The sequence below is a fragment of the Bradyrhizobium sp. RDI18 genome, assembly GCF_043203335.1.
GTDB lineage: Bacteria > Pseudomonadota > Alphaproteobacteria > Rhizobiales > Xanthobacteraceae > Bradyrhizobium > Bradyrhizobium retamae.
In genome coordinates, this window is the sequence record NZ_JBICRN010000008.1 from 5,519,683 (window position 1) to 5,541,445 (window position 21,763).

18 protein-coding genes and 1 tRNA gene are annotated in these 21,763 nt (G+C 61.7%); 7 read left to right on the top strand and 12 right to left on the bottom strand.

Features of this window, described 5'->3' with window-relative positions:
* Positions 1–9: 9 nt before the first annotated feature.
* Together ACFXS9_RS35785 and ACFXS9_RS35790 are read right to left on the bottom strand one after the other, a co-directional pair.
* Entirely contained in the window at positions 10–2,349 is a 2,340-nt protein-coding gene (locus ACFXS9_RS35785; RefSeq protein WP_392697567.1) for a xanthine dehydrogenase family protein molybdopterin-binding subunit, read from the bottom strand.
* A gap of 83 nt (positions 2,350–2,432) precedes the next feature.
* On the bottom strand, positions 2,433–2,918 hold the full coding sequence (locus tag ACFXS9_RS35790) for a (2Fe-2S)-binding protein (RefSeq protein ID WP_392697570.1): 486 nt from the start codon (positions 2,916–2,918) through the stop codon (positions 2,433–2,435).
* Between the two features lie 499 nt (positions 2,919–3,417).
* Here ACFXS9_RS35790 and ACFXS9_RS35795 point away from each other — a divergent pair, with 499 nt between their 5' ends.
* Positions 3,418–5,388 carry a methyl-accepting chemotaxis protein gene (locus ACFXS9_RS35795; RefSeq protein WP_392700184.1) on the top strand — a complete coding sequence of 657 codons (1,971 nt, stop codon included), beginning with the start codon at positions 3,418–3,420 and terminating at the stop codon, positions 5,386–5,388.
* 144 nt (positions 5,389–5,532) lie between these two features.
* Here ACFXS9_RS35795 and ACFXS9_RS35800 read toward each other — a convergent pair whose 3' ends face one another.
* On the bottom strand, positions 5,533–5,883 hold the full coding sequence (locus tag ACFXS9_RS35800; protein ID WP_392697573.1) for a DUF3175 domain-containing protein: 351 nt from the start codon (positions 5,881–5,883) through the stop codon (positions 5,533–5,535).
* 417 nt (positions 5,884–6,300) lie between these two features.
* On the opposite strand from ACFXS9_RS35800, the gene ACFXS9_RS35805 reads away from it, so the two are divergent.
* The 3 genes from ACFXS9_RS35805 to ACFXS9_RS35815 all read left to right on the top strand — a co-directional run bounded on the left by ACFXS9_RS35805 (position 6,301) and on the right by ACFXS9_RS35815 (position 10,303).
* Entirely contained in the window at positions 6,301–7,800 is a 1,500-nt protein-coding gene (locus tag ACFXS9_RS35805) for an MFS transporter (protein ID WP_392697575.1), read from the top strand.
* 9 nt (positions 7,801–7,809) lie between these two features.
* Positions 7,810–8,646 (top strand): trehalose-phosphatase, encoded by an 837-nt coding sequence (otsB, locus tag ACFXS9_RS35810; RefSeq protein ID WP_392700186.1) that lies wholly within the window; start codon positions 7,810–7,812, stop codon positions 8,644–8,646.
* A gap of 196 nt (positions 8,647–8,842) precedes the next feature.
* The gene (locus tag ACFXS9_RS35815) at positions 8,843–10,303 is read left to right on the top strand and encodes a trehalose-6-phosphate synthase (protein ID WP_392697578.1); all 1,461 of its coding nucleotides are present in this window, start codon (positions 8,843–8,845) and stop codon (positions 10,301–10,303) included.
* 80 nt (positions 10,304–10,383) lie between these two features.
* Here the strand turns inward: ACFXS9_RS35815 and ACFXS9_RS35820 are convergent, their stop codons facing one another.
* A complete protein-coding gene (locus ACFXS9_RS35820) occupies positions 10,384–10,734 on the bottom strand; it encodes a hypothetical protein (RefSeq protein ID WP_392697581.1) in 351 nt (116 codons plus the stop codon).
* A 196-nt stretch (positions 10,735–10,930) separates the two neighbouring features.
* On the opposite strand from ACFXS9_RS35820, the gene ACFXS9_RS35825 reads away from it, so the two are divergent.
* A tRNA-Ser gene (locus ACFXS9_RS35825) sits at positions 10,931–11,020 on the top strand.
* 96 nt (positions 11,021–11,116) lie between these two features.
* Here ACFXS9_RS35825 and ACFXS9_RS35830 read toward each other — a convergent pair.
* From ACFXS9_RS35830 to ACFXS9_RS35865, 8 genes are all read right to left on the bottom strand, one after another.
* Positions 11,117–11,392 carry a hypothetical protein gene (locus ACFXS9_RS35830; RefSeq protein ID WP_392697583.1) on the bottom strand — a complete coding sequence of 92 codons (276 nt, stop codon included), beginning with the start codon at positions 11,390–11,392 and terminating at the stop codon, positions 11,117–11,119.
* Entirely contained in the window at positions 11,373–12,569 is a 1,197-nt protein-coding gene (locus tag ACFXS9_RS35835; RefSeq protein WP_392697586.1) for a nuclease PIN, read from the bottom strand. Before ACFXS9_RS35835 ends, ACFXS9_RS35830 begins: the two co-directional genes overlap by 20 nt.
* On the bottom strand, positions 12,569–14,545 hold the full coding sequence (locus ACFXS9_RS35840; RefSeq protein WP_392697589.1) for an SIR2 family protein: 1,977 nt from the start codon (positions 14,543–14,545) through the stop codon (positions 12,569–12,571). Before ACFXS9_RS35840 ends, ACFXS9_RS35835 begins: the two co-directional genes overlap by 1 nt.
* Before the next feature lie 130 nt (positions 14,546–14,675).
* Complete coding sequence (locus ACFXS9_RS35845) at positions 14,676–15,776, bottom strand: L,D-transpeptidase family protein (RefSeq protein ID WP_392697591.1); 1,101 nt, start codon at positions 15,774–15,776, stop codon at positions 14,676–14,678.
* Between the two features lie 45 nt (positions 15,777–15,821).
* Positions 15,822–16,499: a nitroreductase gene (locus tag ACFXS9_RS35850; protein ID WP_392697593.1), complete on the bottom strand. Its 678-nt coding sequence runs from the start codon at positions 16,497–16,499 to the stop codon at positions 15,822–15,824.
* A gap of 682 nt (positions 16,500–17,181) precedes the next feature.
* Positions 17,182–18,444, bottom strand: a complete 1,263-nt coding sequence (gene fabF, locus ACFXS9_RS35855) for a beta-ketoacyl-ACP synthase II (RefSeq protein WP_392697596.1) — start codon at positions 18,442–18,444, stop codon at positions 17,182–17,184.
* A 93-nt stretch (positions 18,445–18,537) separates the two neighbouring features.
* Positions 18,538–19,389: an alpha/beta fold hydrolase gene (locus ACFXS9_RS35860; protein ID WP_392697599.1), complete on the bottom strand. Its 852-nt coding sequence runs from the start codon at positions 19,387–19,389 to the stop codon at positions 18,538–18,540.
* Positions 19,390–19,423: 34 nt separating this feature from the next.
* Positions 19,424–20,002: a TetR/AcrR family transcriptional regulator gene (locus ACFXS9_RS35865; RefSeq protein WP_392697602.1), complete on the bottom strand. Its 579-nt coding sequence runs from the start codon at positions 20,000–20,002 to the stop codon at positions 19,424–19,426.
* Between the two features lie 86 nt (positions 20,003–20,088).
* On the opposite strand from ACFXS9_RS35865, the gene ACFXS9_RS35870 reads away from it, so the two are divergent.
* The gene (locus ACFXS9_RS35870) at positions 20,089–21,195 is read left to right on the top strand and encodes an efflux RND transporter periplasmic adaptor subunit (RefSeq protein ID WP_392697605.1); all 1,107 of its coding nucleotides are present in this window, start codon (positions 20,089–20,091) and stop codon (positions 21,193–21,195) included.
* 41 nt (positions 21,196–21,236) lie between these two features.
* Complete coding sequence (locus tag ACFXS9_RS35875) at positions 21,237–21,695, top strand: nuclear transport factor 2 family protein (protein ID WP_392697608.1); 459 nt, start codon at positions 21,237–21,239, stop codon at positions 21,693–21,695.
* The last annotated feature ends 68 nt before the right edge of the window (positions 21,696–21,763 follow it).

Here is a 21,763-nt window from a genome sequence, read left to right on the forward strand (position 1 = left end):
TTCTCCCTCTCAGCCGTGGATCGCATGCCAGACGCGATCGGGCGTCGCCGGCATTTCGAGTTGGTTGTTGCCGATCGCATCCGTGATGGCGTTGATGACGGCAGCCGAAGCGCCGATCGCGCCCGCCTCGCCGCAGCCCTTGACGCCGAGCGGATTGCCCGGACATAGCGTCGTCGTGTGCGACAGCTTGAAGGAGGGCAGGTCGTCCGCGCGCGGCATGGTGTAATCCATGAACGACGCGGTCACGAGCTGGCCGGATGAGTCGTACACCACGCCCTCCAGCAGCGCCTGGCCGATGCCTTGGGCAAGGCCGCCATGGACTTGGCCTTCGACGATCATCGGATTGATCAGCCGGCCGAAATCATCCGCCGCCACGAAGTTGACGAACGTGCTCTTTCCGGTGCGGGCATCGACTTCCATTTCGCAGATATAGGCGCCGGCCGGGAAGGTGAAGTTGGTCGGGTCGTAGAACGCGCCTTCCTTCAGGCCCGGCTCCATGCCGTCAGGCAAGTTATGCGCGGTGTAGGCCGCGAGCGCGACCATCGGCAGCGCCAGCGACTTGTCGGTGCCGGCGACCTTGAACTCGCCGTTCTCGATGACGATGTCGTTCTCCGATGCTTCGAGCTGATGGGCCGCAATCTTCTTGGCTTTCGCCTCGACCTTTTCCATCGCCTTCAGGATCGCGGTGAGACCGACGGCCGCCGAGCGCGAGCCGTAGGTACCCATGCCGAACTGCACCTTGTCGGTATCGCCATGGACGATCTGGACTTGGCTGATGGGCACGCCGAGCCGCTCGGCAATGAGCTGGCAGAATGTGGTCTCGTGGCCCTGGCCGTGACTGTGCGATCCCGTGAGGATCTCAATGGTCCCCACAGGATTGACGCGCACTTCCGCCGATTCCCATAAGCCGACGCCGGCGCCGAGGCTGCCGACCGCCTTTGACGGCGCTATGCCGCAGGCCTCGATGTAGCAGGAGATGCCGATGCCGCGCAGCTTGCCTTCGGACTTCGCTTTTGCCTTGCGGCCTGCGAAGCCTGCATAGTCGATCGCCTTCATCGCGGCGTCGAGCGAGGCGTGGAAGTCGCCGATGTCATAGGCCATGATCACAGGGGTCTGATGCGGAAACTGCGTGATGAAATTCTTCTTCCGCAACTCCGCCGGATCGACCTTCAACTGCCGCGCGGCCGTCTCCATCAGCCGTTCGACCACAAAACTTGCCTCGGGCCGGCCCGCGCCGCGATAGGCGTCGACCGGAACAGTGTTGGTGTAGACGCTGATCACCTCGGCGAAGATGTTGGGAACGTTGTACTGGCCCGACAGCAGCGTCGCATAGAGGTAGGTCGGCACCGACGAGGAGAACAGCGACATGTAGCCGCCGAGATTGGCGTAAGTCTTCACGCGCAAGCCGGTGACCTTGTTGTCCTTGTCGAACGCCATCTCAGCCTTGGTGAGGTGATCGCGGCCATGCGCGTCGGTCAGGAAGGCCTCGGTGCGGTCGCCGGTCCACTTCACCGGACGGCCGACCTTCTTGGAGGCCCACAGCGCCACCATCTCCTCGGGGTAGATGAAGATTTTTGAGCCGAAACCGCCGCCGACGTCGGGCGCCACTACCCGCAGCTTGTGCTCCTGCGCGACGTTGTAGAACGCCGACAGCACGAGCCGGGCGACATGCGGATTCTGCGAGGTCGTGTAGAGCGTGAAATGCTCTTCGGGCTCGTTATATTCCGCAATCGCCGCGCGCGGCTCCATCGCGTTCGGCACCAGGCGATTGTTGGTGATGTCGAGCGAGACGACGTTGGCTGCCGATTTGAAGGCCGCATCGGTCGCGCCTTCATCGCCGATGGTCCAGTCGTAAATCACGTTGCCCGGCGCTTCCGGGTGCAGTTGCGGCGCGCCCGGCGCGATCGCGGCGCGAATGTCAGGAACGGCAGGCAATTCCTCATAGTTGACGACCACGGCTTCAGCCGCGTCGCGGGCCTGGTTCTTGGTCTCGGCGATCACCACCGCGACCGCCTGGCCGACGAAGCGCACGGTCTCCGGCGCCATCGCCGGCCATGCACCCATCTTCATGCCGGTGCCGTCCTTGGAGGTAATGGCCCAGCCGCAGATCAGATTACCGATCTTGTCGTCGACGATCTGCTGGCCGGTCAGCACGCCAACCACGCCCGGCATCTTCATCGCCTCTGACGTATCGATACTCTTGATCTTGGCATGTGCATGCGGGCTGCGGATGAAGTGTGCGTGGGTCATGCCCACCAGCTTGATATCGTCGACGTAACGGCCCTTGCCTGTGATGAAACGGCGGTCTTCCTTGCGCACGACGCTTGCGCCAATGCCTTCAACGCCCATGTCCTGTCCTCCCGACCGGAATTATTGTTTCCGCGATTTCCAGCGAAACGCGGTGTTGAATTCGGAATTATGGCCTGCGGCGGCTATTCCGCCGCCTGCGCGACCTTCATGCGCCCAGCCGCATCGAGCACCGCCTTGACGATGTTGTGGTAGCCGGTGCAGCGGCAGATATTGCCTTCCAACTCGTGCCGGACGGTTGCCTCGTCGAGATTGCCGCTATGGCGGTGCACAATATCGATCGCCGACATGATCATGCCCGGGGTGCAGTAACCGCACTGCAGGCCGTGGTTGTCGCGGAACGCCGCCTGCATCGGATGCAGTTCGTTGCCCTTGGCGATGCCCTCGATGGTGGTCACGTCGGAGCCTGCGGCCTGGCCGGCCAGCACGGTGCAGGATTTCACCGCCCGGCCGTCGATATGAACGACACAGGCGCCGCACTGGCTGGTGTCGCAGCCGACATGCGTGCCTGTCAGGTTCAAATGGTCGCGAAGGAGATGGACGAGAAGGGTCCGGTCTTCGACCTCGGCCGAGACGGCCTTGCCGTTTACCGTCAGCTTGACTGTAGACACGCGTGGTACCTCCCGATGTTTTATAATTATTCCAATTAGAAACAGCGGCGACAGAACTTGCAACTAGGATTTTGCAGGCATCTGTCATTGCGATGACATTCGCTGGCGTGAGCGCGGAGACTCGCGATGCGAATTCCTTTCTTACCCTCCCCTGGAGGGGGAGGGTCGGCTCACATGGAGCGTAGCGAAATGTGAGACGGGGTGGGGTGATCTCTCCACTCGGGTACTGTTGGGTGTGGAGAGACCGTCACCCCACCCCGCCGCTCATTACATGAGCGTCGACCCTCCCCCTCCAGGCGAGGGTAGGCGACGGCGGCCCCTTGCAGGTTTTGCCCAGGTTTACCCGCCCTTATCCATTCTGCCTTAACTTTGCGCACCGGATCGGGGGCTGGGCCTCCGGTGCCTGTTTTTCAGAACGAAAACGGGGGGTGACGTGCGATTTCTGAAGCGTGGCGGCTCGTCTTTCAAGCTCCCGACCCTGCGGTTCCGTGCCAAGATCATGCTCGGCTTTGCCGTCGTGCTGGCGATTTCGGCCGCCAGCATGGGGTTTGCCTATCTGGGGTTCGAGCGGGTTTCGGCCGGCGTGGAGTCCTACCGGCGCAGCGTGCTGGAGGCCGATCTGTCGCGCGACATCGACCGCGAACTGATTTCCTACCGGTCACTCGCCCGCTATTTCGTGGCGACCGGAAAGGAAGAGGACGGCAAGGCGGCGCTGGCCGCCGAAGCCGGCCTGAAGGACGCAATCATTGCCTCGATGAAGGGGACCACCAATCCGACGCGGCTCGAGCAGGTCGCGAAACTGGAGCGGGAGTTCCGCGCCTTCACCAAGATTTTCGCCGACATCGTCAAGGTCAAGGACGAGAGTGCGCGCATCACGCAGAACCAGCTCACCCGCACCGGCAACTCGCTGCGCTACAAGCTGGACGATCTCCCGAGCAACGCCGACGATGACGAAATGCCGGTGATCACGCCCGGCGCGAAGAAGGTGACCGAGCAGTTTCAGGCGGTCACGGCGCTTGCCAATACGTTCGTGGTCAATTCCGATAAGACGGTCGCTGCCAGCGCAATGGCGCGTCTGAAATTCGTCGAGAACGCGCTCAAGGCGATTTCGTCGAACAACGAAAAGATCCGCGAGGGGATCAAGGAAATCTCCGCCATGCTGGAGGAGTACCAGAAGTCGCTCGCCAAGCTGGTCGACAATTCCAAGGAGATCGACGAGCTGACGCTGGAGATGACGGAATCGGCCGCCGCTATCAACAAGGGCTCGGGCGCCATGAAGTCGGACCTCCTGGCCGATCAGAAGCGGCTCGAAGCCGAGTCGGACGCGACCATCGGCGAGACCGAGCGGCTGATCCTGATCCTTGCCGCCGGCGGCTTTCTGCTCGGCTGTGTCTGGGCCTTCTTCCTCGGCAAAGGTATTTCCCGGCCGATGATTGCGATGTGCAACGCGATGCGCGAACTCGCCGCCGGCAATTTCGAAGTCGTGCTGCCCGGCCTCGGCCGCAAGGACGAACTGGGCGAGATGGCAAGCGCGGTCGAGGAGTTCAAGGTGCAGGCGATTGCCCGCGCCGAGCGCGACGCCGCCACCCTGGAAGCGCAGAACAAGGCGGCGAGTGCCGCGCGCCGCACCGAACTCATTCGCTTCGCCGACGAATTCGAAGCTGCAGTCGGCGCCATCGTTTCCAACGTGTCGTCCTCGGCCGTGCAACTCGAATCCGCTGCCGGCAAGCTGACGCGGACGGCGGAAACCACCCAGAGCCTCTCAAGCCAGGTCGCCGGCGCCTCGGAAGAAGCCTCCACCAACATGCAGTCGGTGGCGTCCGCGACCGAGGAACTGTCGGCTTCCGTCGACGAGATCGGGCGGCGCGTCAAGGAATCCAGCCAGATTGCAGAGGCCGCCGTGCGTCAGGCCGAACAGACCGACGGGCGGATCGGCAAGCTGTCGCGTGCCGCGCAGGAGATCGGCGACGTGGTCAAGCTGATCACGGCGATTGCCGAGCAGACCAACCTTTTGGCGCTGAACGCCACCATCGAGGCCGCCCGCGCGGGCGATGCCGGCCGCGGCTTTGCCGTGGTTGCATCCGAAGTCAAATCGCTCGCCAGCCAGACCGCGAAGGCGACCGACGAGATTTCCAGTCACATCTCGGGCATGCAGGGCGCGACGCAGGAATCGGTTGCCGCGATCAAGGAGATCGGCGGCACCATCGGCAGGATCTCCGACATCGCCGCGACGATCGCCAGCGCGGTCGAGCAGCAGAGCTCGGCAACGCAGGAAATTGCGCGCAGCGTCCAGAACGTCGCGCAAGGCACGCAGGAGGCCGCCGCCAACGTCATGCACGTCAATCGCGGCGCGACCGAAACCGGATCGGCGTCCGAGGAAGTGCTGAATTCGGCCCGCACGCTATCCAGCGAAAGCACGCGCCTTCGCGAAGAACTCGATCGCTTCATGGCGAATATAAGAGCGGCGTAGCTGTCGCCCCTCTCTATCGTCATCGTCGCCCCTGCGAACGCAGGGCCCATAACCACCGCTCGGAGTCGTTGAGCAAGGCCGTCCCCCGCGTGCCCCCTTACGCCGGCCGCGGCGTATGGGTCCTGCGTTCGCAGGGACGACAGATCACTCCCTCCCGAACTGATGCTTCAGCTCCACCTTCGCGCGCTCCAGCCGCGCGCGCTGCGTCTTCGGCAACGTCTTGCCGGCGCGGTTGATGTAGAAGGTCAGCATCGAGAGCGCCGAACGATAGGCGCCTGACTTGCGGCGCGTACTGTGCTCGGCGGAGCGCTTGAGCGATGCCGCGATCTTCTTCGCGCTGGTCTGCTTGAAGACGCCGCGCTTCAGGTCGAGCGCGTCGCTTTCCCGTGTTACGCGTTGCGACCATCGTTTCGGCGATGATTTCTTCGCCGTTGTCGTGCGGCTGCTCTTCCGGGCTGCGGTCTTCCGTGGTGTGGTTTTTCGCCGTTCGGCCATGTTCGACTCCATTGCTGTTTTGCCGAAAACGGCCGCCCGACTGTTCGGTTCCCTTCAGTTGCAATGTACCTGTCATCGTCCGCGAAGGCGCGCCGCTATCACCGCGTCATTGCTGTCGGTGTCGAGCGCAGCGACTTGTCCGCCGTAGCTCGAAGAGCGAAGGCGCAAGCAATCCATTATTGTTGTCACGTCATGCGCGGAAAGATCGCTTCAGTGACATCGACAGCAATGACGTGGAGAGGTCCCGCACGATACGCAGAGCACGGCAACAGCTATGCAATTTCGCCATGCGAAAGTCTCCGGAACCGCATCCTCCGAAAGGCGTTATCTTCGCGGCGGGCATCATGTTTGCCGCAATTGAGCGTGAAAACCCTGGGGCTGGGGCGTTCCGGGGTGTTTTTTCATTGGCTAAATCCGATGGATGAGAAAGCGATACGGCAGGGGGCGGCAGTGGCTGAAAGCGCGTCCATTACGTCGCTGGAGCAGGACAATGCTCGCGTCATCGAGACCAGCATACCCACGCGGCTCGATTGCCTGCGTTGGGGCGGCTTTCATACCCGCGTCGTGGCCGCACTCGGCATCACCTGGATTCTCGACGGGCTGGAAGTCACGCTGGCGGGCGCCTTGTCGGGCGCGCTGAAGGAGAGCCCGACGCTGCAATTTTCGAATTTCGATGTGGGTCTCGCCAACAGCGCCTATCTCGCCGGCGCCGTGCTCGGCGCTCTCGGTTTCGGCTGGCTGACGGACCGGATCGGGCGCAAGAAACTGTTCTTCATCACGCTCGCGGTCTATCTCAGCGCGACCGCCGCCACCGCGCTGTCGTGGAACGTCGCGAGTTACTCGCTGTTTCGCTTCCTGACCGGGGCGGGCATCGGCGGCGAATATACCGCGATCAATTCGACGATTCAGGAGTTGGTGCCGGCGCGTTATCGTGGCTGGACCGACCTCGTGATCAACGGCAGTTTCTGGATCGGGGCTGCGATCGGCGCGGTCGCCGCCATCGTGCTGCTCGATCCCAACGTGCTGGCGCCGGATCTCGGCTGGCGGATGGCCTACTTCATTGGCGCCGCACTCGGCCTGATTGTGTTCGTGATGCGGATGTGGATTCCGGAAAGCCCGCGCTGGCTGATGATCCATGGCCGTCCCGAGGAGGCGCACGCGATTGTTGACGGCATCGAGCGGGCCTCGGTGCGACATGCGGACCATGCGGCCGATGAAGTGTTCCCGAAGATCCGCTTACGGATGCGCAGCCACACGCCGCTCGGTGAGGTCGCGCATACGCTGTTCACGACCTACCGCCAGCGTTCGATGGTCGGGCTGGTGCTGATGGCCTCGCAGGCGTTCTTCTACAATGCCATCTTCTTCACCTTCGCGCTGGTTCTAACCGACTTCTTCGGCATCCCGTCAAATGACGTCGGCTGGTACATCCTGCCCTTTGCGGCGGGCAATTTCCTCGGGCCGTTGTTGCTCGGCCGGCTGTTCGATACGCTCGGTCGCCGCACGATGATCGCGGCGACCTATGGCATTTCCGGCCTGTTGCTCGCGCTGTCGGGCTACCTGTTCTCGATTGGCGCCTTGAGCGCGCAGACCCAGACCATCGCCTGGATGGTGATCTTCTTCTTTGCCTCGCCGGCGGCGAGTGCGGCCTATCTCACCGTCAGCGAGACGTTTCCGCTGGAGGTGCGCGCACTTGCGATTGCGCTGTTCTATGCGATCGGAACGGGCATTGGCGGCGTGGTAGGACCGGCGCTATTCGGCGCCCTGATCGATACCGGATCGCGCAACACCGTTTTCGCCGGCTACCTGTTAGGGTCGGCATTGATGATCGTGGCCGCCGCTGTCGCGTGGCGGTATGCCGTTGCTGCCGAGCGCAAATCGCTCGAATCTGTCGCACGGCCGCTAGCATGTGTGGAGTAGGATGAGATGATGAATGAGGATCTGGCGGAAATGCCATTGGAAGATGATATCGCCCGCGAAGAAGAGGTCGTGGAAGAGACCGTTCCGGTGCCGCGCTCGCTGGTGCCGCACTTGAGCGAAACTGCCGTTCTGCTCGACATCGACGGCACGCTGCTCGATCTGATGCCGACGCCGCGCGAAGTCTGGGTGCCGCCGGGCTTGTCAAAGACGTTGAATCGTCTGCTCCAAAGGACCAACGGCGCGCTGGCGCTGGTCAGCGGCCGCTCGCTCAACGATATCGACCTGATTTTCGCGCCCGATCAATTCCCGGCCGTCGGCGGCCACGGCGCCGAAATGCGGATCGAACCGGACAGCGAGGCGGTGGCCGCCCACGCCCCGCCGATGGACAAGGAGTTGAAGCGCCGGCTGGCGGCGATCGCAAAGCTGAGCCCGGGAATATTGCTGGAGGACAAGGGCTACTCGCTGGCGCTGCACTATCGCCTCGCGCCGCATGCCGAGAAGGCGATTTATGCCGCGGTGTCGCTGATCAGGGCTGATCTGCCCAACGCGCCGATCGAAGTGTTGCCCGGCAAATGTGTCTGCGAGATCAAGCACTCCGGCTTCACCAAGGCGAGCGGGGTGCGCGAATTGATGACGCGCGAGCCGTTCAAGGGGCGCCGTCCGTTCTTCATCGGCGACGACGTTACCGACGAGAGCGTCTTTGCGATCATGCCCGACCTCGATGGCCTCGCCTTCTCCGTCGGCCGCCGTGCCAAAGGCGTGGCCGGGCATTTCGATGCGCCCAGCGACGTCAGGGAATTCCTTACACACCTGCTTGATGACGAAAGGGACGCATCTCTGCCATAATGTTTTTCGTCCCGTCGAGTTTCGAACATAGATTCTCGCGCTTCACGCCGAGGTTCGCGGCAAATTTTATTTTTCGTGAGTTCCGGTGAGTTCCTGCGTGCCGCAGCCCGAATTTGGTTTCAATTCGTTGAAAGGGTGATCAGGAACCATATTGATGAATGGCTGTTAATGCGGGCGTATCAACGGGAGGGGACCTGTGAACCTCGTCGTCGTTTCTAACCGCGTTTCGCGCGGAAAACCCAATGAACCCATGACGGGGGGACTCGCGGCGGCGTTGTTGCCGATTGTCGAGAAGTCGGGCGCTATCTGGGTCGGTTCCAGTGGCCGGGTTCGTGACGGGAACCTGAAGGAACCATTTGCCGAAATCGAAGCGCTTGGCGCCGGCGCACTGGCGATGCTGGACCTGCCGGCCGCGCATTACGGCGGTTATTACGAAGGTTTTGCGAATTCCGCATTGTGGCCGGCGCTGCATTCGCGCGCCGATCTGATCCGCGCCTCGCAGGAGGACTATCTCAGCTATCGCGAGGTGAACGCCTTCATGGCGCGCGCGCTGTTGCGATTCCGAAAGGCGGATTCGGCGTTCTGGATTCAGGACTACCATTTCCTCGCGCTCGGCGCCGAACTGCGCGATCTCCGCGTCACCGAGCCGATCGGTTTCTTCCTCCATACGCCGTGGCCGGCCCGCTCGGTGATATCAGGCGTGCCACACCATCGCGAGCTGGTCGAGGCGATGCTGGCCTATGATTTGATCGGCTTCCAGACCGACGAAGACTGCGAGAACTTCCTGGCTTACGCGCAGTCCGACCTCGGCCTCGTCGTGCATGACGGCGTCATCATTTCGCGCTACGGCCGAACGCGCGCTGCGGTATTTCCGATCGGCATCGATCCACAGCTATTCGCGCAGTTGGCAACGAAGGCGTCGACCCATCCGGATGTCTCGCGGCTGCGGCGCAGCCTGAATGGCGAGAAGCTCGCGATCGGGGTCGACCGGCTGGATTATTCCAAGGGCCTGATCAACCGCATCAAGGCGTTCGACCGGATGTGGACCTTGCACCCGTCGCTGGCGCGCACGGTGTCATTGCTGCAGATCGCAACGCCGTCGCGCGGTGCGATCGAGGCCTACGGCAATCTCCAGAGCGAGGTCGCAAGGTTGGTCAGCGACGTCAACGGCGTTCACGGTGAAGTCGACTGGACGCCGATCCGTTATCTCAACAAGGGCTACGGCCAGGCCGTGCTCGCCGGCCTCTATCGCACCGCGCAGGTCGGCGTGGTCACGCCGCTGCAGGACGGCATGAATCTCGTCGCCAAGGAATATGTCGCCGCGCAAAACCCGGTCGACCCCGGCGTGCTCGTGCTGTCGAAATTCGCCGGCGCCGCCAACGAACTCGACACTGCGCTCCTGGTCAATCCGCACGACATCGACGGCATGGCGCGCACCATTGCGATCGCGCTGTCGATGCCGCTAACCGAACGGCGGATGCGCTGGGAGGCGATGATGGCGAAGCTGCGCGGCCATACCATCCAGCAATGGTTCGCCGACTTCACCGACGCGCTGCGCGAAAGCCAGCTCGACCGCAGCGAACTGGCGCCTGTCCTGGCGGAGCATCCGCTATGGCCGGTTCGTTCCGCCAGCAACAACAACGCGCGATATCATTAGAGTCGTGTAGCAATTCACCAGAGCTGTCCCCTCATCCTGAGGGTTCCCAGACAGGGGGCGCCGACCGCCCGCGCTGCATCTCAATGGCAATACGACACGCCATCCAGCACCGGGCAGCGCGCCTTGTTCGGCGCGCTCGGATTTTCCATCGGCACCATGCCGCCGCCCTTGCCTGAACCGGCGAACACGCCGGGGCCGATGACGACGGACGATTTGTTGCCGATGATGACGCTCGGATGCGGCGAGGCCAGCCTCGATCGCGAGCCGTCGGCCCACACGATGGCGTCGCCCGCGAAGATGCCGCGCCGGCCGTCATCGCAACTTACATCCACGCCCTGACGCGTGCAGGCCTGCGCCATCGCCGGGCCCGCCGCAGCGCCCGCAAACGCCGATAAAAGGATAGCGAACAGAAGCGCCCGCGCGATGATCATGCCGTCCTCCCCCGAGTGCGTTGCCACTGTGGTCGTCGATCATGGCCGGATTCCGGTTCAAGGGCCCGGAAAGCACTGATCATCCGACGCTGAACGTGCCAAATTGCCAAATAAATTCAAGGAATTGGGGAAATTTTGACGGCGGTGCCCGGCGTCCCTTGCAAAATCAGTGCTGCCCCTTCAAGAGAGGGCCTCCGGAGAGATGGCCGAGTGGCTTAAGGCGCACGCTTGGAAAGCGTGTGTGCGGGAAACCGTACCGTGGGTTCGAATCCCACTCTCTCCGCCATGCAAATTTGGGCGCCGTACTTCCCGGTCGCCAAGGGTTCTATGGAGGGCAACTCAGGCCCTCCGCCGAGTTCTCCCGAACAAGACTCGATTGGTCTCACATGAAGAGGCGATACGGATAGGCGTTTCGCGGCAGATCCGGCACGTTCGCAATCGTCCTTGCCAGCTTTTGGGAATAGCGGATGCTTACCGGTACGGGGTCGTAGAGTGCATCGTTGTTCCAATCCATCTTGGTTAGCGCCAACGCCTCATGAGCGCTGAGCTCAAGGGGGCCACTGCCGGCATGGCGGACCAGCTGCAGCGGGCGCGGAATGCTCTTCTTGCCCTGATAATAATCCCCCTTGGTCGAGACCTCAGGAGCATTTCCCGCCACCCATATGAGGCGCGGAGTTGCCTGATCTCACCACCATCGTTCCCCGGGGCACGGGATAGCCTGACGGGCGGGTAGGGGGCTTCTGCTGGCCCGATTTGATCAGCCAGACGCCACGCCAGCAGGACGCCGAACTTATCTCGATGCACTCGATCTCTGGTACGCCGGATAATGCGTCGAACGCCCCCTCGATTTCGCCGTCCTTGAATGCGGTAGTCTTGTGGATGACCATCCGCTTAGGAAGATTGCCACCATTGCGGCATTGATAGAGCTCGAGACTGCGGGCGAGCACCGCTCGCATGTCGTCACGGCTCAGAAACGGATTTCTGCGGGCCTCCGCAACGTCGGCGACGGGGTCGCGCGCCTCGAACGCGACGAACTGCATGCCGCCGCCATCCATGTCGAAAACTTGTGAGCAGCACGTCACATAGTGCGCGTCTCGCTGATCGCCGCGGAGCGCATAAGCGAGCCCGATATAAGCAGTCTCGGTTGGTACACCTTTCAACGGTGCCAACTTCCAGGGCGTGCCAGCTGCCTTTACATACAAGGCAGTCGCCAGGCGCCATGAAAGGGATGCCTTATGAGCGAAGGTGAACGCCCGATCGTTCAGGACCTGGGTAGGGATATTGTATTTCGCGCCAAGGGCCTTGAGGGCGTCATGCGCATCGAAGAACTTGCCGCGCGTAGCTGGATTCCAACTGTCGGGAAAATGGACGAGCACGACGTCAAATTCGCTTCGCACCGTATCGAGCCGTCGGAGCGCGGCCTCCATTGCAAGAAAAAGCCGCGTTTGCGGGTCGCCCTCGCCTGGAAGCAGGTGCAGAGTATCGGGCCATTTGATGTGCGCTTCGCGCGGCGCGGCCTCAAGTGCGACCTGAAAGAGCGCCTCGAAGCCTGGATACTCCGGAACATATTCAGAACGATCGGAAGGGCGGTGGGTTTCACGAAGCGACAGCATGAGCTCGCCGCGGCGCTTGAAAGCACTCTCCGGACCCACCGTCGCGATTCGTACGCGCGACGTGTATCCTCCAAACGATCCTTTCGAATAAGGACCGAAATTTACAAGGCCCCTGAGCGGGTGGACATCAACCTGCACGGGGTCGGAGGGCGAGAATGCCAGAAGAGGTTCGTCCAGAAGCGTGAACGGCGGAAGCTTCGTCACAAAGGCAGGATTGCTCATCACTTCGTCCTATCGAAATAGACGTGGTGATGGCCCGGCCGACTCCAGCCGGTGACCGTTGCGACTTCGAACACCGCGTCGACCCCTGTGCCGTCCTCGAGCCCGAAGGCACGCTTATTCTTGTCGCCGGCGTTGGTAAGAAGCTGCGCCCAGGCATCTATGATGCCTGCCCAGTTTCTGTTGTAGCGCTGCGCCCACCGTTCTCGGCGCCAGTCGCCTACAGGATCGCCCCCGCGATCCGGAGGAGCGCCCATTGGATCTGGGTCGACCGCGCTCGGATCGTCCGGATCGTCGCTTGGGCGAAGATTTTGCCTCGGAACTTGCACGAAAGTGAAAGGTTCGAAACCGCACCACCAGCGCCCGGCGACTTGGTCTAACTTCAGGAAGACGCCTTCCTGGTAGGGAAATCCGAGCTTCGGTACGGTCCCGGTCAATGCACTTCCGTAGGCATCTCGCAGCCTCTTAAGCACCAGCCCGTTTTGGCGTGCGCGCTCTGGATCTTCGCCATCACTTGGCGCCGCAACAACTATTGAATGACCAGAGCGCCTGTACCTGGGAATAAGCGGCCGCCGTCTCACCAGGCCTTTTACGAGCGCGTCGTAGAGAAGTCCCAGTGCCCAGCTATCGGCGTCAGGGTCCAGTGGCACCTCTCCCCCTAACTTCGCGCCGAGCGATGCCAGAGCGTCCAAGATATCTTGATCTCTACCGAAGACAGCTAGCTCGCGGCCGTTCGCCGCGATGGTCCCCTTGCAGTTCTTTTCCTTGAGCAACTCCCTAACCGCGCCAGACGTCGTGGGCGCCGCGAGCGTCATTCGCCTGGCACTGCGCGGCATTGCTTCGATCAGAAGAGCAGAATACCGCAGGACAGGGAAGGAACGTGCTTCGGCAGTCGGTAGCTTCACGGGCATTAGCCGCGGCGTAGCGCGGCCGAGCATCACCCGATCGAACAAGATCGCCGGAAGGTCGACCGTTTTGACTACTTCTGCGGACAACTCATCGAAGGTGGCGCACTCGACGATCGCAACGTCGACGCCTGCAAGCTTCGCCTTTTCAAGGAATTCAGTCGCTCCCGGCAACAGCCGCGACGCCGAGGAGGTGACCCAGTACAAGCCGCTCGGAAACGGCGATTGATCAGCGAGTATAGAGTTCAACGCCTCCATGATCGAGGCATCCCGTCCGCTATAGCCGACAAATACCATACCGAAGCGCTTGCCGGCTTCTACCAGCACGTGTCGCATTCGGATGTCCTGCTGCTCGAGCTCTGATCCCGTATTCTTGATGGCGACCGACTGGTAATCCCCATGAAGCTTTGCGACCAGCGGCCAGTCGGATTCGTTCAGGCAGCGCATCGCACGGTCGGAAGAGTCGATCGCAGCAACGGTTGGACGAATTTGGTCGGTGGCCGGCAAAATGCCATTTGCCGAAAGAGCGGACTCCTCAATTAGCGGGTCAAAATTTGTGGTGAAAACGCAATTGACCTTCCCGTTCGCGATGAGACTTCCGAGAACCTTGTGCCCGAAGCAGGGCGTGCCCTTAGAAATCGCGTCATCGATGTACTGCCGCCGATGCCGAGACTGCGGGTAGACCGCTTCGAAGGCGACTGCGTATTCGGCCGGATGGCCGTTTGGCGGCAGGATCGATGTCCGCTGGAAGAATGAATCGATCCTTTCGATCCACACCGGATCGGCCGTGTCGATTTCTCGTTTCGAGAGGCCGTTTTCGCGACAAAAGATCTGCGCCTTGAAATCGCGGATCATCGCGTAAGCGGTCGGAATTCCCGATGCGGCCGATGCACCGGCGCCGAGAAACCACGCCACCAGGTTTGGCCTGAGAGCGAAAGCAGTCGCGAACTGTGCGGCGGACATGGTCGGGATAGAGCTGATGATGTTATTCCTCGACAAGTATTGAGCAGGCATTTTTTGGGGGTGATTTAGTCCTGTAAAGTCAGTTATCTTGGCCGGCCCAGTCGGGGGCATTCCGGCTCATCCTGTTGTTTTGAAAGAAAAAATGGCGTTAGCAGTCCTCGACTTGGCGTTGCATGGCACAGTAGCGACTCTCCAACACGGGCAAAATAGCAGAAAAAGACCGTGAAGAACTCGCCGCGGTTCAGCACCGACCCGTCGGGAAGCCGGCACGAGCCGCATCACACACAACCTGCCCGGAGAACGAGGCCCCAAACCATTTGCTCGTCAACGAGCCATCGTTGTCGATCCAGGGGATCGGGGGCAATTGCGGCAGGTAGGATGCATACGGCATTACTTTTGCAAGCGTCACCCTGCCCGGAAACTGTGCGAGGAACGCCTTGTTCATTCCGCCGTCAAGCCCGCTGTAAATCGGGGCCGCCGGCACGTTGTCTTCAACCAATTGCGCGTATGCGCGTTCGTCGGCGCGCTGCTTTTGCAGCGCCCGCCGCGCGATTTCCGGATTGACGACGAAGGGCGGGCATTTTTCGCTCGCGTTGAGCACGAGAGGGTGCGGCGAATTCGGGAGAGGTTGCGCATCGAATACGTAGCGGCGGTTGCAGACATCCACCTTGGGTTCGCGTTGCGTCGCCTCGAAGTGATCGTTGCCGACCTTGAGCATTTTCCAGAAGGCCAGGTTGGGACTATTTCGATGCCGCGCCAGATTTTCCGGCGTCAGGCGGAACGGATAGGCCTGGACCTGGAACGACGGCCGGCCGCTGAGTGAGTCGCGCGCCAGCGAATAGATTTCGCTGATCTGTTCGTCGGTCATGGCATAGCAACCGCTCGACCAGCAGTCGCCGTGGATCATGAGGAAGCTGCCGTTGCGCTTGTTCGCCTTGTCGAAGCTGTTGGGGTAGCCGAGGTTGATCGACAGATAGAAGTTGGAGTTGGGATTCATCAACTCAGGTGTAACTGTATAAAATCCCTCTGGAGCCTGCCGGTCGCCCTCGCGCAATTTCGGCCCGAGATCGCCCGACCACCGGCAGATCGGATAGGTCTTGAGGATCTGGAAACGGCCGGCAGTATTCTGTTTCCAGACTTCGAGCTCCGACTCTTCCTTGAAAAGACGCATAACGATCGGCGAATGTTTCGGCATCTTCTTCTGCTCGAGCAGCGAGAGCAGCTCGGGCGGTAGCTCCTGTGTTGCCTTGGCCGGCAACGGCTTGCTGCTTTCGCCAAGGCACGTGACCGGCGTCAAGGCAGCGGCAAAGGCCGCCGCCAGCACAAGTGCACGTCTGGCCATCGCGCGGATCACTGCTGCACCTCCAGCCCTTCCGCCCGCGCGCCGCTAATTCTCGAACCCGACAAACACCGTGGCTTCCTCGACGGACTTCCGCTCCGACACCACCGCGTTCGCCGGAAACGTCTCATCCGGCCAGCCCAGCGCGATGCTTTTCATGATGACCTGATCGTCGGCGATCCCTGCGTGCTCGCGTACCACGGGCGATTGCATGATACCCTGGCTGTTGATCACGGCGCCGAGCCCGCGCGACCAGGCGGCATTGACCAGGGCGGTCGCCACGGCGCCGCAGTCGAACGGCGTATCGTCGCTGCCGTCGAGCACGCGGTCATAGGTGATGATCACGCAGACGGGCGCGTCGAATTGGCGGAAGCCGCGCAGCACCCAGTCCTGGCGCTTGTCCTTGTTGTCGCGCTCGATTCCCATCGCGGAGAATAGTTGCTTGGCGACACCGACCTGCCGGTCGCGGTGCTTGCCTGCAAAAGCCTGCCCCGTGCGGAACTCGCGCGACTGCGGGATGCCCGCCACCATCCGCTCGGTGTTGCCGGCGCGGATCCGGTTCAGCGGTTCGCCTGATATGACGTAGAAATTCCAGGGTTGGGTGTTCATCGACGACGGCGCGCGCATCGCCAAACCGATGATTTCCGCAATCAGCGCCTTGGGTACTGGATCAGGTTTGTAACCGCGGATACTCCGGCGACCGAGAATAACGTCATCAAACTGCATCTGTGCCGAATTCCCCTGACAAGTTCTGAAACAGCCTGGATTTTTGCGGTTTCTGCACCCTCGCGCAAGCGACGGCGGCGCGTCCTCAATGGTCCGGCCACGCGGAACATGACGCACTAATATTGCGCGCACGCAGTCGTTTAGCGGATTCTGGGATGATGAAGTTGTGCCGCTGATTTGCCCGACGTGTCAAATTTTCGGTCCAGGCCGCCGGTTGCGGCGGCCGCCGGCTACTTTGCATGGGGTTGTTTTCGATATTTTTGGTGCGAGCCGCGGCGACTCGGCGCGACGGCACCATCCGGAAGGCGTGTAGGCTTTTCAGGCTGTAGCTCAAATCGTGGGTTTTGGTTTGGAAAGGTCGAAAATACCCGATCTTTCAATGGGGATTGACTGACACTCTCTCCGCCATTTACACGATTTTGTACGCCAAGCTACGATCTTCTACGATCCTGGACAGCGCGGTTGAGCGCCTATCAGGCCGTGTCGGCGATCTCCTGGATCGTTCCCCCGCGATAGGCTTCCTGCGGCTGCTCGCGGGTGCGGTCGGCGACAAGCTTGCTGTCAGATACCCTCGTGAAGGCCGGTCGCCAAGCTTACGCGATCAAACCGCCAGCAACGGCGCGGGAAGGTCCAGTGGGCAGAATCTGAATTCGACAGGAGCTGCATCGGCGAGTGAACCCCGTCATTGCCAACGTCGAAAGATGACGCTGGCGTTGACGCCCCCGAAGCCGAATCCGTTGGAAATCGCATGCTCCATCGTCATGCGCCTGGCATCGCCGGCCACGAGGTCGACGCCTTGCGCAGCTGGATCGCCATTTTCGAGATTGAGAGTGGGCGGTGCGACCTGGTCCCGTAGCGCGAGGATCGTGAAGATCGCTTCCGCTCCTCCGGCCGCGCCGAGCAGATGACCGGTTGCCGATTTGGTGGCGCTCACGGCAATTTTTCCGTTGCGGCCGAACACGGCTTTGATCGCTTCCAGTTCGGAAACGTCGCCAACCGGCGTCGAAGTGGAATGGGCGTTGAGATGCTGGATGTCGTAGGGCTTAAGGCTGGCCTGCCGCAAGGCGCCTTCCATGGCGCGGCGCGCGCCGTCTCCGTCCTCGGGTCCTGACGTGATGTGATAGGCATCAGCAGTCGTGCCATAGCCGGCGATTTCGGCGATCGGCTGGGCGCCGCGGCGGAGCGCGTGCTCCAGTTCTTCAATGACGAGGATACCGGCGCCTTCGCCCATGACAAAGCCATCGCGGTCGCGATCGAAGGGGCGGGACGCACGCGTTGGCGTTTCGTTGAAGCCCGTCGAAAGGGCCCGGGCCGCGGCGAAGCCGCCGAGGCTCACGAGATCGATGCAGGCTTCCGAGCCGCCGCAGATCGCAACGTCGGCTTCTCCGGTTCGGATGAGACGTGCGGCATCACCGATCGCTTGCACGCTCGCGGCGCAGGCGGTGACGGGCGTACCGATGGGACCTTTGAAGCCGTAGCGGATGGAGATATGACCGGCCGCAAGATTTGCGAGGAAGGACGGCACGGTGAACGGCGAGAGGCGCTTGACCCCGCGCTGATCGGTCGTGCGAACCGCCTCGACGATCGCCGGAAATCCTCCGATGCCCGATGCGATCACGGTTGCCGTGCGCTCAAGCGCATGCGCGTCGGAAGGAGTCCATGCCGCTTGTGCGAGGGCCTCGGCGGTAGCGACCAGTGCGAACAGGATGAAGCGATCCATCCTCCGCTGATCCTTGGGAGGCACGACCAGATCCGGATCGAAGCCGCCATTCGGATCGTCGGCCTTTGTCGGCACGATTCCAGCGACCCGCGCGGGCAGGGCAGCCGCCCATTCGGGAAGGGCGGTAAGCCCTGAACGGGCCGCGAGCAGGCGGGACCAAGCCAACTCACTGCCGCAACCCAGCGGTGATACCAGTCCCACCCCCGTAACGACGACACGACGCATAATGAGATTACCTTCTTGAGTTACCCATGAACGTCTCATCGATCGGCTCGGGAGCAACGGTGGGTTGCACACTCCTGTGATTAATCATTGCGCTCATTCTGTCGCCAATATCACGCGAGCCAGCTCCGACGGATTCTCGACAGCCGAGAAGTGGCCGGTATTCTTGAGCGTCACCATCTGCGAGGCAGGAATCAGCGACCGCGTGCGTTCGCGTTCATTTGGCCGAGACCAATCGCTATCGCCATAAATGAGCGTCACAGGCGCCGAGATCTGCCGATAGTAATCGCGTGCCTTGCTCCAGGATCGCCAGCCTGCCAGCACCTTACGTGCGATCCGCTTGTATCCCGGGCGGCGGGCTACTTCGTCGAACTCAGCAAGCAAATCGGCCGGCAGTTTGCGCGGGTCGTGATATCCGCCGCCCATGATCTTGCCGAGAACCATCTTGTTTTCGAGCGATGCATTCATCGCGCCGACTACCGGGATCTGCAAACTTCCGATGATAAAATTCGCGAACCAGTTGCCACGTCGAATACCGTCCCCGTAGCGGGTCTCGTAGTCGTAGGGGTTGATCGCATAGACCCGCTTCACCCGCTGCGGAAGCGCCGCCGCCACTGTAAGGGCCAATGTCCCGCCGATCGACTCGCCAACAACCGTGACGGCCGAGAGGTTTAGCTCCTCGATGAAGCGAATGACAGCCTGCCTGAAGTAGGGTTCGTCGAAGCTCGCGCTTGGATCTATTGGTGAGTGTCCGTGGCCTGGGAGGTCAATGGCGTACACCGTGTGCGATGTCGCGAGGAGGGGCGCCAGACTGCGGAAATATTCGAGCTGCGTCCGGATCGTATGTATGAGCAGTAACGGAGGCCCGCTGCCGATCTTTTGAAAACGTAGGCTAAGCGTATCCGATATTTTGAGCACACTTGGTTTGGCTTTTGTCACGCTAAGCATTCGATCTCTCCTGTGCTCTGAAGCGGGCGATCTTTCAAGCGGCGGCGCGTTCGCGAACCTGTTCGACCGCCGCATCCAGAAAGGCCTGGGCCAGATCAGGGTCGTTGACGACGCGCGATAGCGTCACCGCACCGACCATCGTCGTGAGAATGGCCATGGCCTTGCGCTTGGACTCCTCGCCATCGGTCTCAGCAATGAAGCGGCCGAGGACTTCGAGATGCGCCTTGATCCCCGCTTCGAATGCGGCTTTCACGTCGGCCCCCTGCCTGGCGGCATCTGAGCCGAGCGCCACGATCGGGCAGCCGTCCATCTTTTCTTCGCGATGGTCGGCACTGAGGTAGAACGCGATCACCGCGCCAAGCGGATCATCAGGATTCTCCGCGGCCGCGTCCGACCATCGGCGGGAGGCGCTCTCCAATGCCCGCCTGGACGCCTCTACCGCCAAATCCTCTTTTGACGCGAACTGCTTGTAGAAGGCGCCTTGGGTCAGGCCGGCACCCTTCATCAGATCCTTGAGGCCGATGCCATCAAAGCCGCGCTCCCGAAAAAGGCGACTTGCCACATTGATTACAGTTTCGCGGTTTTCCGCGGCCTGAATGCGACTCACTCGCATTGTCGACCTCCATTTTTTAGATTGCATTCGTAATCTATATCAGATATAGAGTTCGAACGCAATCTAAATGTGATGAGGAGGCGGACATGAAAAAGCGAAGACCTATCATTGTGTTAGGGGGCGTCCTGATCGCAGCGTTAGCGGCAACTGCGTTCGTCACACTTCGCACCCAGGAAGCCTCTGCCGTTGGAGATCCAAGGCAGGAGCCACCGGTCGTCAGACTGGCCACGGCAGCGCGAGTGACCGGATCCGAACGCGCCTTCACGGGCATCATAGGGGCGAGGGTGCAGAGCAGCCTCGGTTTTCGCGTCGCCGGCAAGATCGTGGAACGGCTTGTGAATACCGGTCAGCAGGTCACAGCCGGTCAGCCGCTGATGCGGATCGACGAAACCGACCTTCGCCTTGCGGTCACAGCGAAGCGCAATGCCGTTGCCGCAGCGCGTGCATCTTTCGTTCAGACAGAAGCGGATGAACAGCGATACGCCAAGTTGGTGAGCAACGGATGGGCTTCCCGGCAGCGCTACGAACAAGCGAAGGCCGCGTTGGATACGGCCGAGGCGCAACTCGCCACCGCTGAAGCTGATGCGCGGGTCACCGAGAATGAGGCGACCTACTCGGTCCTAGTCGCGGACGCAGACGGAACGGTGGTGGAAACGCTTGGCGAGCCCGGGCAAGTCGTCTCTGCCGGCCAGACAGTCGTTCGGATCGCAAAGGCCGGCCCCCGCGAAGCGGTGGTCTCGCTTCCCGAAACGATCCGGCCAGCCATCGGCTCCGTGGCGGAGGCCAGCGTGTATGGGGCCGATGGGCGGCGCGATACGGCGCATCTGCGGCAGTTGTCGGACGCCGCCGATGCCCAAACCCGTACCTATGAGGCCCGTTATGTGCTCGACGGCGAGGCCGCGGCAGCGCCGCTTGGCGCGACGGTAACCATTCGGCTGGCAAGCCAGGCGAGTCAGCCGGAAGTTCAGGTGCCGCTCGGAGCCGTGCTCGATGACGGCCGGAAGACCGGTGTTTGGGTCCTGGATACCGCCACCTCGACCGTACGCTTTCGGCCCGTCAAGCTTGTCCGGGTGGGCGGCGAAACTGCCGTGATCTCCGGGTTGAGCTCTGGTGATCCGATTGTTTCCCTCGGCGCTCATCTCCTGCAGGAGGGCGCTCGCGTCAGGACTGCATCTGAAAACAAGGGAAACTAACGAGCTTCAATCTTTCCGCGATCACCGTCGGAGGGCAGCAAATGCTATACAGCTACATTGTCAAGAAAGAAATCCGAAAGACCTTCGACCACGTCAACAACCATCGCTGGGATGACGCGGTGAAAGCGGTCGCGCCGCATGTCCATCACCGCGTTTCCGGCGCCCACGCGCTTGCTGGTGAGCGCCACGACAAAGAAGCTCTGCGCCGCTGGTTTGAGCGTCTCGGCCGCGTCCAGCCCACTCTCCATATCACGGTCAACAACATCTGGGTGAAGGGATGGCCGTGGCAAACCACCGTGTTTGTCGAGTGGGACGGCACCGCAACGCTGCTCAACGGCGACGCGTACGTCAACCGTGGTCTCCACGTGTTCACCCTGCGGTGGGGGAAAGTCTATGCACTCGAGGAATTTCAAGATTCACAGGAAGCGGCCCGTGGGCTTGCCGCCCAAGCGGCAGCTGGCCTCAAGGAAGCTGCCGCCGAACCAATTGTAAGCTCGTAGAAGCGCAATCAGAGGGCCCGCGCTTTTTAGGTAAGCGCGGTTCACTCGGCGCCCATCTGCTGCAGGAC

Bases quoted from the DNA above. Each gene is read 5' to 3' on its own strand.
- ACFXS9_RS35875 (WP_392697608.1), top strand. From the start codon at position 21,237: ATGCTATACAGCTACATTGTCAAGAAAGAAATCCGAAAGACCTTCGAC.
- ACFXS9_RS35785 (WP_392697567.1), bottom strand. From the start codon at position 2,349: ATGGGCGTTGAAGGCATTGGCGCAAGCGTCGTGCGCAAGGAAGACCGC.
- ACFXS9_RS35850 (WP_392697593.1), bottom strand. From the start codon at position 16,499: ATGCAGTTTGATGACGTTATTCTCGGTCGCCGGAGTATCCGCGGTTAC.
- otsB (WP_392700186.1), top strand. From the start codon at position 7,810: ATGAATGAGGATCTGGCGGAAATGCCATTGGAAGATGATATCGCCCGC.
- ACFXS9_RS35820 (WP_392697581.1), bottom strand. From the start codon at position 10,734: ATGATCATCGCGCGGGCGCTTCTGTTCGCTATCCTTTTATCGGCGTTT.
- fabF (WP_392697596.1), bottom strand. From the start codon at position 18,444: ATGCGTCGTGTCGTCGTTACGGGGGTGGGACTGGTATCACCGCTGGGT.
- ACFXS9_RS35800 (WP_392697573.1), bottom strand. From the start codon at position 5,883: ATGGCCGAACGGCGAAAAACCACACCACGGAAGACCGCAGCCCGGAAG.
- ACFXS9_RS35795 (WP_392700184.1), top strand. From the start codon at position 3,418: ATGCTCGGCTTTGCCGTCGTGCTGGCGATTTCGGCCGCCAGCATGGGG.
- ACFXS9_RS35860 (WP_392697599.1), bottom strand. From the start codon at position 19,389: ATGCTTAGCGTGACAAAAGCCAAACCAAGTGTGCTCAAAATATCGGAT.
- ACFXS9_RS35865 (WP_392697602.1), bottom strand. From the start codon at position 20,002: ATGCGAGTGAGTCGCATTCAGGCCGCGGAAAACCGCGAAACTGTAATC.
- ACFXS9_RS35835 (WP_392697586.1), bottom strand. From the start codon at position 12,569: ATGAGCAATCCTGCCTTTGTGACGAAGCTTCCGCCGTTCACGCTTCTG.
- ACFXS9_RS35870 (WP_392697605.1), top strand. From the start codon at position 20,089: ATGAAAAAGCGAAGACCTATCATTGTGTTAGGGGGCGTCCTGATCGCA.
- ACFXS9_RS35845 (WP_392697591.1), bottom strand. From the start codon at position 15,776: ATGGCCAGACGTGCACTTGTGCTGGCGGCGGCCTTTGCCGCTGCCTTG.
- ACFXS9_RS35840 (WP_392697589.1), bottom strand. From the start codon at position 14,545: ATGCCCCCGACTGGGCCGGCCAAGATAACTGACTTTACAGGACTAAAT.
- ACFXS9_RS35805 (WP_392697575.1), top strand. From the start codon at position 6,301: ATGGATGAGAAAGCGATACGGCAGGGGGCGGCAGTGGCTGAAAGCGCG.